Annotated in this window: 8 protein-coding genes; 5 read left to right on the forward strand and 3 right to left on the reverse strand. The window is 63.1% G+C overall.

What is annotated here, in order from left to right; genetic code table 11:
- Positions 1-124: 124 nt before the first annotated feature.
- A complete protein-coding gene (gene hrpA, locus JOE27_RS09780; RefSeq protein WP_125924534.1) occupies positions 125-4,030 on the reverse strand; it encodes an ATP-dependent RNA helicase HrpA in 3,906 nt (1,301 codons plus the stop codon).
- Positions 4,031-4,216: 186 nt separating this feature from the next.
- Between hrpA and JOE27_RS24850 the strand changes: the two genes are divergently transcribed.
- The 3 genes from JOE27_RS24850 to JOE27_RS09790 are packed head-to-tail and all read left to right on the forward strand — an operon-like array spanning position 4,217 to position 7,165.
- Positions 4,217-4,408 carry a hypothetical protein gene (locus JOE27_RS24850; protein WP_080952208.1) on the forward strand — a complete coding sequence of 64 codons (192 nt, stop codon included), beginning with the start codon at positions 4,217-4,219 and terminating at the stop codon, positions 4,406-4,408.
- A gap of 54 nt (positions 4,409-4,462) precedes the next feature.
- Positions 4,463-5,827 carry a glutamine synthetase family protein gene (locus JOE27_RS09785; protein WP_046788051.1) on the forward strand — a complete coding sequence of 455 codons (1,365 nt, stop codon included), beginning with the start codon at positions 4,463-4,465 and terminating at the stop codon, positions 5,825-5,827.
- 30 nt (positions 5,828-5,857) lie between these two features.
- Positions 5,858-7,165, forward strand: a complete 1,308-nt coding sequence (locus JOE27_RS09790) for an FAD-binding oxidoreductase (protein ID WP_046788050.1) — start codon at positions 5,858-5,860, stop codon at positions 7,163-7,165.
- A gap of 100 nt (positions 7,166-7,265) precedes the next feature.
- Here the strand turns inward: JOE27_RS09790 and fadD1 are convergent, their stop codons facing one another.
- Together fadD1 and fadD2 are read right to left on the reverse strand one after the other, a co-directional pair.
- Positions 7,266-8,963, reverse strand: a complete 1,698-nt coding sequence (fadD1, locus tag JOE27_RS09795; protein ID WP_204918614.1) for a long-chain-fatty-acid--CoA ligase FadD1 — start codon at positions 8,961-8,963, stop codon at positions 7,266-7,268.
- A gap of 302 nt (positions 8,964-9,265) precedes the next feature.
- On the reverse strand, positions 9,266-10,954 hold the full coding sequence (fadD2, locus tag JOE27_RS09800; RefSeq protein WP_046788048.1) for a long-chain-fatty-acid--CoA ligase FadD2: 1,689 nt from the start codon (positions 10,952-10,954) through the stop codon (positions 9,266-9,268).
- Between the two features lie 209 nt (positions 10,955-11,163).
- On the opposite strand from fadD2, the gene JOE27_RS09805 reads away from it, so the two are divergent.
- The gene (locus JOE27_RS09805; RefSeq protein ID WP_115274125.1) at positions 11,164-12,108 is read left to right on the forward strand and encodes an alpha/beta hydrolase; all 945 of its coding nucleotides are present in this window, start codon (positions 11,164-11,166) and stop codon (positions 12,106-12,108) included.
- 33 nt (positions 12,109-12,141) lie between these two features.
- Positions 12,142-12,612, forward strand: coding sequence for a MaoC family dehydratase (locus JOE27_RS09810; protein WP_012315672.1), 471 nt, complete (start codon positions 12,142-12,144; stop codon positions 12,610-12,612).
- The last annotated feature ends 3 nt before the right edge of the window (positions 12,613-12,615 follow it).

The raw sequence follows: 12,615 nt of genomic DNA on the forward strand, positions 1-12,615 counted from the left end.
CCATCGCCACAGGGCGCTGGCTGGAGTAATAGCACTTTAGTACCAAGTTCAAGGCGCAGGTTGAACCCGCAAGGGGCCGCAATGCGGTTCCAAATTGCCTCAATATTGCCACAACTTGCGGGGTTTAGGCTTCCACCTGAGACCACTGTTTGCTGAGACGTTTGTCAGAAATCGGTACTTTCGTGCCCAATTGCTGGGCAAACAGCGACACCCGATATTCCTCCAGCAACCAGCGGTACAAGGTCAGCTGCTCGTCGCGCTTGCCTTCCTGGGCATGCTTGTCGGCACGGGCCTTGTACTGGGCCCAGAGGTTGGTCAGCTCGCCACTCCACACCCGGTCCTTCTGCACCTGGCTGCCAAGCTTCTCCAGGCGCAACTCCACCGCCCTGAGGTAGCGCGGTAGCTCCTTGAACCAGGCCGAAGGCGTCTCGCGCACGAAGCCCGGATACACCAGGTTGGCCAACTGCTGCTTGATGTCGTTCAGCGCCACCGCCTGGCTCAGGTCGATCTTGCCTTTGAAACGCTTCTGCAGGCCGTGCCACAGCTTGAGCACTTCCAGCGTCTGGCGGGCCAGGCGCTCGGCATGCTCGGCCCAGCTGCCGCGCTTGCGCTCGGCAAGCCCGGCCAATGCTGCGCCATCGCGCGGTAGCGTGGCCTCCCCTTCGAGGATGCAACTGTCGAGGCTGGCCAGCAGGATATCCTCCACCAGCGCCTCGACACGGCCCAGTTCGCGGTACAGCAAGCCCAGTTCGGTCAGCCCCGGGAGCTTGCCGCGCAGGAACTTGGCAGGCTCTGCCAACTGCTGCAGCAACAGGCGCTGCAAGGCACGGCGATGCTGGAACTCGGCTTCGGCCTGGGTCGAGAAACGCCCCTCGCGCACGCTGCCGCTCTCTTCCACCAATGCCGGGTACACCGTCATCGACAGCCCGGCGATCTTCTGCTGGGCGGTCTGTTTCACTTCACTGAAGGCCTTGGCCTGCACCGGCTGCGCGCCCTTGTCGTCGCGCGGCACCGCCAGCGCTGCCTGGCTGGCGGCGGCAAAGCGTGCGGTCAACTCGGCCAGGTCGCGGCCCTCGCCGAGGAACTTGCCTTGGCCATCGACCACCTCGATATTCATACGCAGATGCCCTTCGACCAGGCCTACCGACTCTGCCCAGGCCTCATCGGACACACGGGCACCGGTCATGCGCAACAGCTCCTGGCCCAAAGCCTGAGGCAAGGCACCCTGGCCGAACGTCATGCGTGCCAGCGACGCCTTGACGAAGTCCGGTACCGGCACGAAGTTCTTGCGCAGGGCCTTGGGCAGGTTGCGCACCAGCGCCACGCACTTGGCTTCGAGCAAGCCCGGCACCAGCCACTCCAGGCGCTCGCCCGGCAGGCTTGGCAACAGCGGCGCGGGCACCCTTACCGTCACGCCGTCACGTGGGTGGCCCGGTTCGAAGTGGTAGCTCAGCGGCAGGCGCAGCTCGCCGACCTGCAGGCTGTCCGGGTATTGCGCCGCAGTGACTTCGCTGGCCTCACGGGCCAACACGTCTTCCTCACGCATGATCAGCAGGCTGGCATCCTTCTGGCTGCCCATGCGGTACCAGCTGTCGAAGGTCGCGGTCTGGTGGATCTCCGCTGGCAGGCGCGCCTCATAGAAGGCGTAGAGGGTTTCTTCATCGGCAAGAATGTCGCGCCGACGCGCCTTGGCTTCCAGCTCGTCGAGCTCTTCAAGCAGGCGCTTGTTGGCGGCCAGGCACTTGGCCCGCGACTGGATTTCGCCTCCAACCAGCCCTTCGCGTATGAACAGCTCACGCGAGGTAACCGGGTCGATCGGACCGTAATGCACTGGGCGGCGGCCGACCAGGATCAGCCCGTAGAGGGTGATCTGCTCGTAGGCCACCACCTGCCCGCGCTTCTTCTCCCAGTGCGGTTCGAAGTGGTTTTTCTTGACCAGGTGAGTCGCCAGCGGCTCGATCCAGTCGGGCTCGATCTTGGCCACCATGCGCGCATACAGCTTGGTGGTCTCCACCAGCTCGGCGGCCATGACCCACTGCGGGCGCTTGCGGCCAATGCCCGAGGACGGGTGCACCCAGAAGCGCCGCTGACGCGCGCCCTGGTAGTCGCCGTCTTCGGTCTTGTGGCCGATCTGGCTGAGCAGCCCGCTGAGGATGGCTTTGTGCATCTTCTGGTAGTCGGACGGGTCCTTGTTCACCGTCAGTTGCAGGTCACGGCAGATCAGCGCCAACTGACGATGGGCGTCACGCCATTCGCGAAGGCGCAAATAGTTGAGAAAATTCTTGCGACACCAGTTGCGTAGCGGGTTGGCCGTCAGCGCCTGGCGCTGCTCCTCAAAGCCTCGCCACAGGTTGACCAGTGCGGCAAAATCGGAATCCACATCCTTCCACTGCGCATGCGCCTGGTCAGCTGCCTGCTGACGCTCCGGCGGGCGCTCGCGCGGGTCCTGCACCGACAATGCACTGGTGACGATCAGCACTTCCTGCAGGCTGCCCTGACGGGCGCCTTCGAGCAGCATCCGGCCCAGCCGGGGGTCGATCGGCAAGCGCGCCAGCTGACGGCCCAGGGGCGTCAGCTGGTTCTCGCGGTTGACCGCCGACAGCTCCTGCAGCAGGTTGAAGCCGTCGCTGATGGCCTTGCCATCCGGCGGCTCGATGAACGGGAAGGCATCGATGGCGCCCAGACGCAGGTGCAGCATCTGCAGGATCACCGCCGCCAGGTTGGTGCGCAGGATCTCGGGGTCGGTGAAGGCTGGCCGGCCGTTGAAGTCTTCTTCGCTGTAAAGGCGTATGCAAATGCCCGGCTCGACACGGCCGCAACGGCCTTTACGCTGGTTGGCGCTGGCCTGGGATACCGCTTCGATCGGCAAGCGCTGGACCTTGGCCCGGTAGCTGTAGCGGCTGATGCGCGCGGTACCGGTGTCGATCACATAGCGGATGCCTGGCACGGTCAGCGAGGTTTCCGCCACGTTGGTGGCCAGCACCACTCGCCGGCCAGTGTGCGACTGGAAGATACGCTGCTGCTCGGCCGGAGACAGGCGCGCATACAGCGGCAGGATCTCGGTATGACGCAACTGGGCCTTGCGCAGGATCTCGGCGGCATCGCGAATCTCGCGCTCGCCCGGCAGGAACACCAGCACGTCGCCGGGGCCCTTGCCCTCGCTGCGCTCGTGGTGGGCGATCTCATCGAGGGTGGCGAGGATCGCCTGGTCGACGGTGAGGTCGTCCTCGACCTGGTTGCCTTCTTCGTCCTGTTCACTGGTCAGCGGGCGATACCAAGTGTCCACCGGATAGGTACGGCCGGACACCTCGATGATCGGCGCACCGTCGAAATGCTTGGAGAAGCGCTCCAGGTCGATGGTCGCCGAAGTGATGATCAGCTTCAGGTCCGGGCGGCGATGCAGCAGGGTCTTGAGGTAGCCGAGCAGGAAATCGATGTTCAGGCTGCGCTCGTGCGCCTCGTCGACGATGATCGTGTCGTAGCGCTCGAGGAAGCGGTCATGTTGGGTTTCGGCCAGCAAGATACCGTCGGTCATCAGCTTGACCAAGGTGTTGGCGTCGCTCTGGTCCTCGAACCGCACCTGGTAACCGACCAGGGCGCCCAGCGGAGTACCCAGCTCTTCAGCCACACGGGCAGCAACACTGCGCGCGGCAATCCGCCGGGGCTGGGTGTGGGCGATCAGGCCGTGGCTGCCGCGGCCCAGCTCCAGGCAGATCTTGGGTAGCTGGGTGGTCTTGCCCGAACCGGTCTCACCGGCAATCACCAGGACCTGGTTTTCGGCCAATGCCTTTTTGATCTCGTCGCGCTTGGCGGCAATCGGCAAGCTGTCGTCGTAGCGGATGCGCGGCACACTGTGCTGACGCGCGGTCACCTGGGCGCAAGACGCCTGGACTTTCTCCACCCACTGCGCGAGCTTGGCCTCGTCGGGGCGCTTGCGCAGCTCATGCAGTTGCCGGCGCAGGCGATGGCGGTCGGCGATCATGGCGTGGTCGAGGTTTTGCAGCAGTTTGTCGATGGCGTGGTCAGTCATGGGGCTTTTTAGTGATGCAGGTGAGCCTGCTTTTGCATGATCGGCATTCGAAGGATGCGCGATTGTCGCAGATTTGCCGGCTTTTTGCTGTCTGTACCGGCCCCCGCCAATGTTTAGCCGTTACCAGAGTGAAGGTTGCCATTCACTGCTTTAATCAACGTGACGTCGCATGTGAGTATCCAATGCATGATCCCCGTCCAGCCAATCGCCCCGCCGCTTTCGCGCCCTTCGCTACCGAAGGCCCGCACCTGCGCCGGTGAAAATCCGCTGGTCCATGTGATCCTGGCCTTCTGGGCCCTCTGGCATTGCCGCCACGCCCGCCCACCGGACACTTCACTCGCGCATCTGACAAAGCCCGGCCACCTTTCGGCCGATTGACTCAGCCGGACCGCCGCCAAGCGGCGCTCCTGTATGCACACGAGCGAATCCCTCATGCACTTTGCCCCCGTTGAACACGCCCGACGTTTCCTTGCCGAAAACCCCGATATCGAGCTGTTCGAACTGTTCATCCTCGACGCCAACGGCGTGCCACGCGGCAAGCTGCTGCACCGCGACGAGCTGCTGGCGGTTTACCAGAGCGGCCGCCCGCTGCCCAGTACCATCCTGGGCCTGACCCTCAATGGCGATGACGTGGAAAACTCCGGGCTGGTCTGGGACGTCGGCGACATCGACTGCCGCGCCTATCCCTTGGAGGGCAGCCTGGTACGCCTGCCATGGCGCCGCGTGCCGACCGCCGCCGTGCAAGTCAGCATGCACCCCAGCGAAGGCCTGCCGGCCAGTGTCGCCGACCCGCGCCATGTGCTGTTACGCACCATCGAAGCGCTCAAGGCCGACGGCTACCACCCGGTGATGGCGTGCGAACTGGAGTTCTTCCTGCTCGACCAGCAGCGTGACGCCCAGGGCCGGCCGCAACCGGCCCTGGACAACGATGGCGGCCGCCCGCGCAGCACCCAGGTCTATGGCCTGCGTGAGCTGGAGCAGATAGAGCCGTTTCTCGCCGACCTTTACGCGGCCTGCAAAGCCCAGGGCATCCCGGCCCGCACGGCGATTTCGGAGTACGCCCCAGGCCAGGTGGAAATCACCCTGGAGCATGGCGATGCCCTGGAAGCGATGGACCAGGCCGTGCGCTACAAGCGCCTGGTCAAAGGCGTGGCGCACGCCCACGGCATGCAGGCGTGCTTCATGGCCAAACCCTTCGCGCAACTGGCCGGCACCGGCATGCACATGCACCTGAGCCTGGCCGACAGCGCCGGCAACAACCTGTTCGCCAGCGAAGACAAGGCCGGCACTCCCCTTCTGCGCCAAGCGGTTGCCGGCATGCTACGCCACCTGCGCGACTCGCTGCTGCTGTTCTGCCCCAACGCCAACTCGTTCCGTCGTTTCCAGGCCAACAGTTATGCACCGCTAGCGCCAACCTGGGGTGTCGACAACCGCACGGTCAGCTTGCGCGTGCCCGGCGGGCCAGCCAACAGCCGCCATGTCGAACACCGCATCTGTGGCGCCGACGCCAACCCGTACCTGGCCGCTGCGGCGATTCTCGCTGCCAGCCACCGCGGCATCCGCGAACAACTCGACCCGGGCGCACCGGTCGAAGGCAACGGCTACGCCCAGGCCACCGAACACCTGCCCACCGACTGGCTGACCGCCCTCGACGCACTGGAGCGTTCGGCGTGGGCACGCGAAGCACTCGGTGCAGACTTCCTCGGGGTGTACCTGAAGGTCAAGCGCGCCGAGTATCGCCAGTTCATGGCCGAAGTCAGCGAACAGGACTGGCGCTGGTACCTGCACCAGGCCTGAGCCTCACCCTATTCAGAATAAGGAACACCCATGAACGCAGCAGTGAACAACGGCCCGGCCCAGCGCGCGCCGTCCTACTACAGTGCCTCCCTCAACGACCACACGCAGTACCCGCAGCTCAAGGGCACCGTGCAGGTCGACGTAGCCATTATCGGCGGCGGTTTCACCGGCGTAGCCACCGCCGTGGAGCTGGCCGAGCGCGGCCTGAAAGTGGCGGTGGTGGAAACCAACCGCATCGGCTGGGGCGCCAGCGGCCGCAACGGCGGCCAGGTCACCGGCAGCCTCTCGGGCGACGAAGCCATGCGCACGCAGATGCGCGACCGCCTGGGCAGTGAAGTGGATGACTTCATCTGGCACCTGCGCTGGCGCGGGCACCAGATCATCGAGCAGCGGGTCGAGCGCTATGGCATCGACTGTGACCTCAAGCGCGGCCACCTGCATGCAGCGATGAAACCGTCACACCTCAACGAGCTGCGCGCCTTCGAGGCCGAAGCGCAGCGCCGCGGCATGGGTGATCAGGTGCACATGCTCGACCGCAACTCGGTTGCCGAACACCTGCAAAGCCCGTTGTACCTGGGCGCGCTGAAAAACCTGCGCAACCTGCACCTGCACCCGCTCAACCTGTGCCTGGGCGAGGCGCGTGCCGCCCATGCACTGGGCGCGCTGATCTTCGAGAACTCCGAGGTGCTGGACATCGTGCACGGCCCGCGCCCTGCAGTGGTCACTGCCCAAGGCCGAATCGAAGCACGCCAGGTGATGCTGGCCGGCGACGTTTACCACAAACTGGAAAAGCGCCAGCTAAAGGGCAAGATCTTCCCCGCCATGGGTGGCATCGTCACCACCGCGCCGCTAGGTGAACTGGCCGAACAGATCAACCCCCAGGACCTGGCGGTGTACGACTGCCGTTTCGTGCTCGACTACTACCGCCTCACTGCCGACAAACGGCTGCTGTTCGGCGGCGGCGCCAACTATTCGGGCAAGGATTCCCGTGATATCGCAGGTGAACTGCGCCCGTGCATCGAGCGCACCTTCCCGGCCCTCAAAGGGGTGCCGATCGAGTTCCAGTGGAGCTGCGCGATGGGTATCGTGGTCAATCGCATACCGCAGCTGGGCAAGCTTTCGGACAACGTCTGGTATTGCCAGGGCTATTCGGGGCACGGCATCGCCACCAGCCACATCATGGGCGAAATCATGGCCGAGGCGCTGACTGGAACGCTGGAGAAGTTCGATACTTTTGCCGGGTGCAAGCACATCAAGGTGCCGATGGGGGACCTGCTGGGCAATCCGCTGTTGGCGGCAGGGATGTGGTACTACCAGATGCTGGAAAAACTGCGCTGATTACGCTCCCCCTGTAGGAGCGGCCTCGTGTCGCGAAAGGGCCGCAAAGCGGCCCCAGATTTTCAGCATGATGCAGATATAGCCAGGCAATGGTCAGCGATCAGGCGATCTTCTTCAAACCCTGCTTCTTCAGCTCTTCATCACGCAACTCGCGGCGCAGGATCTTGCCCACGTTGGTCGTTGGCAGCGCGTCGCGGAACTCGATGTAACGCGGCACCTTGTAGCCGGTGACGTTGGCACGCATGTGCTCCATCACCTGCTCCTTGGTGACGGTCATGCCCGGCTTGACCACGATGAACACCTTGATCAGTTCGCCCGACTTTTCGTCCGGCACGCCGATCGCAGCGCACTGCAGCACACCCGGCAGGGCTGCCAGTACGTCCTCCAGCTCGTTGGGATACACGTTGAAGCCCGAGACCAGGATCATGTCCTTCTTGCGGTCAACGATGCGCATGTAGCCATCCGGCTGGATCAGGGCAATGTCCCCGGTCTTCAGCCAACCATCACTGTCGAGGATCTCGGCGGTGGCATCTTCACGCTGCCAGTAGCCCTTCATCACCTGCGGCCCCTTGACGCACAGCTCGCCCACCTCGCCCAGCGGCAGTTCAATGCCACTGTCATCGATGACCTTGCACAGGGTCGAGGGCACCGGGATACCGATGGTGCCGACCTGGTTGGCTTCGGCCGGATTGACCGCCGCAACCGGGCTGGTCTCGGTCATGCCATAGCCTTCGCAAATGGCGCAACCGGTGACGGCTTTCCAGCGCTCGGCCACGCTCAGTTGCAGCGCCATGCCACCGGACAGGGTGATCTTCAACGCCGAGAAGTCCAACGCACGGAACGCCTCGTTGTTGCACAGGGCAACGAACAGGGTGTTGAGGCCGACGAAGCCGCTGAATTTCCACTTGCCCAGCTCCTTGACCATTGCCGGCAAGTCACGCGGGTTGCTGATCAGCACGTTATGGTTGCCGATCAGCATCATCGCCATGCAATGGAAGGTAAAGGCATAGATGTGGTACAGCGGCAGCGGCGTGATGAGGATCTCGCAACCTTCATGCAGGTTCGAACCCATCAGCGCCCGGCACTGCAGCATGTTGGCCACCAGGTTGCGGTGCGTCAGCATTGCGCCCTTGGCCACACCTGTGGTGCCGCCGGTGTACTGCAGCACGGCAACATCATTGGCTTGCGGGTTGGCCTCGGCCACCGGCTGGCCCTTGCCCAGCGCCAGGGTATCGTTGAAGCGCACGGCGTTCGGCAGGTTATAGGCCGGCACCATCTTCTTCACGTACTTGATCACGCTGTTGATCAGCAGGCGCTTGAGCGGTGGCAACAGGTCGGCCACCTCGGTGACGATGACGTGCCTGACCTGGGTCTTGGGTACCACTTTCTCGGCCAGGTGCGCCATGTTGGCCAGGCACACCAGGGCTTTGGCACCGGAGTCGTTGAACTGATGTTCCATCTCCCGTGCGGTATACAGCGGGTTGGTGTTGACCACGATCAGGCCGGCGCGCATGGCACCGAACACCGCTACCGGGTACTGCAGGACATTCGGCAGCTGTACGGCAATGCGATCACCCGGCTTGAGGTCGGTGTGCTGCTGCAGCCAGGCCGCAAAAGCGCCCGACAGGGCATACAACTCGCCGTAGGTGATGGTCTTGCCCAGGTTGCTAAAGGCCGGTTTGTCGGCAAAGCGTTGGCAGGATTGCTTGAGTACCGCCTGGATATTGGGGAATTCGTCAGGATTGATTTCCGCCGTAATCCCGGCTGGGTATTTATCCTTCCAAAAATGGTCGATCATGGAAGCCCACTCCTTCAGCAACAGCGAAGTTCGATTTACGCGTCGATGCGTTTATTATTGATATGAGATGGCGGTTCGTTGCAAACCGAATCATCTGAAAGCGGGCCGAGAGTAACAGCTTTGCAAAGGGTCGCCTAGAGGCCAAAACGGGCCTTACGGTCACAAAAATGACTCAATGAAGGATACAAGTCATTTTTAGAGTATTTGACTTAGAGCGCCAAGTTTCAAGCGGCAAGCTGCAAGCTAGAGCGGCGCACGCCCCCTCTTGCAGCTTGAAACTTGAAGTTTGAAGCTCGCCCCCCTTACGCGATGTCGCGCAGCTCGCGACGCAGGATCTTGCCCACCGGGGTCATCGGCAACGACTCGCGCAGCACGATGTGCTTGGGCACTTTGTAACCTGTGAAGTTGGCCTTGCAGTAGGCCTTGAGTTCATCGACGCTGAGCCCGCCCTCACGGGCCACCACGAATAGTTTGACGGCCTCGCCCGAACGCTCGTCAGGCACGCCGATGGCGGCGCAGTTGGCCACCTTCGGGTGGCCCATGATCACGTCTTCGATTTCGTTGGGGTACACGTTGAAGCCCGAGACGATGATCATGTCCTTCTTGCGGTCGACGATACGCGTAAAGCCGTCCGGGTCGATCACTGCAATGTCGCCGGTTTTCAGCCAGCCATCAGCATCCAGGGTCTGCGCCGTAGCCTCGGGTTGCTGCCAGTACCCCTTCATCACCTGCGGGCCCTTGATGCACAACTCGCCCCGCTCACCGAGCGGCAGTTCATTGCCCTCATCATCGATGACCTTGAATGCTGTGTCTGCCACCGGTATGCCCACGGTACCCAGGCGTGCCAGCTCGCCATAAGGGTTGGTGCTGGCCACTGGCGAAGTCTCTGTCAGGCCGTAGCCCTCGACAATGCGGCAGCCGGTCAGGCTCTCCCAACGTTCGGCGGTGGCCTTGACCAGTGCCGTACCGCCAGAGTTGGTCACCTTGAGCGCCGAGAAATCCAGCTGCCGGAAGCCCGGGTGATCCATCAGCGCCACGAACAGGGTGTTCAACCCCAACAGTGCGGTGAACCGCCACTTGCCCAGTTCCTTGATGAAGCCAGGGATATCGCGCGGGTTGGTGATCAACACGTTATGGTTGCCGGTGACCATCATGCACATGCAGTTCGCGGTAAAGGCATAGATGTGGTACAGCGGCAGCGGCGCGATCATCACCTCCTGGCCTTCCTTGATCAGCTTCTGCCCGTCCGGGCCATGCTGCGAAAAGCACGCCAGCACCTGCAGCATGTTGGCCACCAGGTTGCCGTGGGTGAGCATGGCGCCCTTGGCCAGGCCCGTGGTGCCGCCGGTGTACTGCAGCACGGCGATGTCGTCCAGGCTCAGCGTTACCGGCTTGTGGCTCAGCGCCGCGCCCTCGCGCAGTGCCTGCTTGAACGAGATAGCCTGGGGCAGATGATAGGCCGGGACCATTTTCTTGACCTTGTCGACCACGGTGTTGATCAACCACCCCTTGGCCATGGGCAACAGGTCGCCCATCTTCGCCTCGATCAGGTATTCGATGCCGGTATCGGGCAGCACCTCCTGGACCCGCTTGCCGAACATGTTCAGGTACACCAGGGCGCGGGCACCGGCGTCTTTGAACTGGTGGCGCATTTCACGCTCGGTGTACAGCGGGTTGGTGTTGACCACGATCAGCCCGGCGCGCAGGGCGCCGAACACCGCAATGGGATACTGCAGCACGTTGGGCATCTGTACGGCGATGCGGTCACCCGGCACCAGGTCGGTATGCTGCTGCAGCCAGGCAGCAAAGGCCGCCGAAAGGCGGTCGAGTTCGCCATAGGTCAGGGTCTTGCCCAGGTTGCTGAACGCCGGGCGGTCGGCGAAGCGCTTGCAGGATCGCTCGAAAACTTCGACGACCGAGGTGTACGCATGGATATCGATGGTGGAAGGCACGCCCGCCGGGCGCTTGTCATTCCAGAAGTCGGCTTGCATTTATTATTGTTCCTCTGCCTGAACCCGCTCTTAGCCTGTAATCCCTTTGCCTGATGGCAAAAAGGCGTTCAACCGACGTTAGCAGGTAAGCCTGAGGTGGCATATATGCCAAGTGCCGCCATTAACATTGTGAATCTTATTTGTGCCCTTCCTGCAATCCGGCCGCTTGCGCATACACTGTGCTCGTACCCCAGCGCAAAGGATCCGCCATGCCTTACGACGCCTTCTGGCTGCCGGCCAGCGAGCATTGCAGCCTGTACGTGCACCAATGGCTGCCGGCCACGCCGGTCAAGGCCGTGGTGCTGCTGGCGCACGGCATGGCCGAACATGCCGGGCGCTACCAGCGCCTGGGCCAGGCGCTGAGCGCTGCCGGCTATGCGCTGCTGGCTGCGGACCTGCGCGGCCACGGCCGTACCGCCGAACGGGGTAGCCTCGGCCTGTTCGCCCGGCAACATGGCTGGAATGCCGTGGTCAACGACCTGGCCCTGCTCACACAGCACATCGGCCAGCAGTTCCCCTGCACACCGCTGTTCCTGTTCGGCCACAGCATGGGCAGCTACATCGCCCAGGCTTACCTGATGCACCACAGTGGCAGCGTGCACGGGGCGATCCTCAGCGGCTCCAATTTCCAGCCGCCGGCGCTGTACCGCATGGCGCGCCTGATCGCCCGGCTGGAGGCGTTGCGCCAAGGCCCGCAAGGCAAGAGTGCGCTGATCGAGTGGCTGTCGTTCGGCTCGTTCAACAAAGCCTTTAAACCCACCCGTACCGCCTTCGACTGGCTAAGCCGCGACCCTGAAGAGGTAAACAGGTACGTCAGCGACCCGCTGTGCGGTTTTCGCTGCAGCAACCAGTTGTGGCTAGACTTGCTGCACGGCCTGGCGCAGATCAGCCAGGCGAAGAACCTCGCGCAGATCGATCCGAACCTGCCGTTGCTGGTGATTGGCGGTGAATGTGATCCGGTGAGTGCCGGCAAGCGTCTCACCCATCTGGCCGACGCCCTGCGCGCGACCGGCAATCGACATGTACAACTGCGCGTCTACCCCAAGGCGCGGCACGAAGTGCTCAATGAACTCAATCGGGACGAGGTCACCGCCGATATCCTCGCGTGGCTGGAGCAGGCGCTGGCCCTTGGCCGCCCTGCCCGCAGCGAATGATAACGGCCTTGTCCGCCCATCAAGGAAGCGCCAATGACCCAGGTCACCAACACGCCTTACGAAGCTCTAGAAGTCGGCCAGAAGGCCAGTTACGAAAAGTCTGTGGAAGAACGCGACATCCAGCTGTTCGCCGCGATGTCCGGTGACCACAACCCGGTGCACCTGGATGCCGAATTCGCCGCCAAGAGCATGTTCCGTGAGCGCATTGCCCATGGCATGTTCAGCGGCGCGCTGATCAGCGCGGCAGTAGCCTGCACCCTGCCCGGCCCCGGCACCATCTACCTGGGCCAGAAGATGAGCTTCCAGAAGCCGGTGAAAATCGGCGACACCCTGACCGTGCGCCTGGAAATCCTCGAGAAGCTGCCAAAGTTCAAAGTGCGCATCGCCACCAACGTGTACAACCAGAACGATGAGCTGGTTGTAGAGGGCGAGGCAGAGATCCTGGCGCCGCGCAAGCAGCAGACGGTAGAGCTGGTATCGCCGCCCAATTTTGTCGCCAGCTGATGG

It is taken from the genome of Pseudomonas sp. M5 (genome assembly GCF_016907075.1).
GTDB classification, from domain to species: Bacteria; Pseudomonadota; Gammaproteobacteria; order Pseudomonadales; family Pseudomonadaceae; genus Aquipseudomonas; species Aquipseudomonas putida_E.

Bases quoted from the DNA above. Each gene is read 5' to 3' on its own strand.
- hrpA (WP_125924534.1), bottom strand. From the start codon at position 4,030: ATGACTGACCACGCCATCGACAAACTGCTGCAAAACCTCGACCACGCC.
- JOE27_RS24850 (WP_080952208.1), top strand. From the start codon at position 4,217: ATGATCCCCGTCCAGCCAATCGCCCCGCCGCTTTCGCGCCCTTCGCTA.
- JOE27_RS09785 (WP_046788051.1), top strand. From the start codon at position 4,463: ATGCACTTTGCCCCCGTTGAACACGCCCGACGTTTCCTTGCCGAAAAC.
- JOE27_RS09790 (WP_046788050.1), top strand. From the start codon at position 5,858: ATGAACGCAGCAGTGAACAACGGCCCGGCCCAGCGCGCGCCGTCCTAC.
- fadD1 (WP_204918614.1), bottom strand. From the start codon at position 8,963: ATGATCGACCATTTTTGGAAGGATAAATACCCAGCCGGGATTACGGCG.
- fadD2 (WP_046788048.1), bottom strand. From the start codon at position 10,954: ATGCAAGCCGACTTCTGGAATGACAAGCGCCCGGCGGGCGTGCCTTCC.
- JOE27_RS09805 (WP_115274125.1), top strand. From the start codon at position 11,164: ATGCCTTACGACGCCTTCTGGCTGCCGGCCAGCGAGCATTGCAGCCTG.
- JOE27_RS09810 (WP_012315672.1), top strand. From the start codon at position 12,142: ATGACCCAGGTCACCAACACGCCTTACGAAGCTCTAGAAGTCGGCCAG.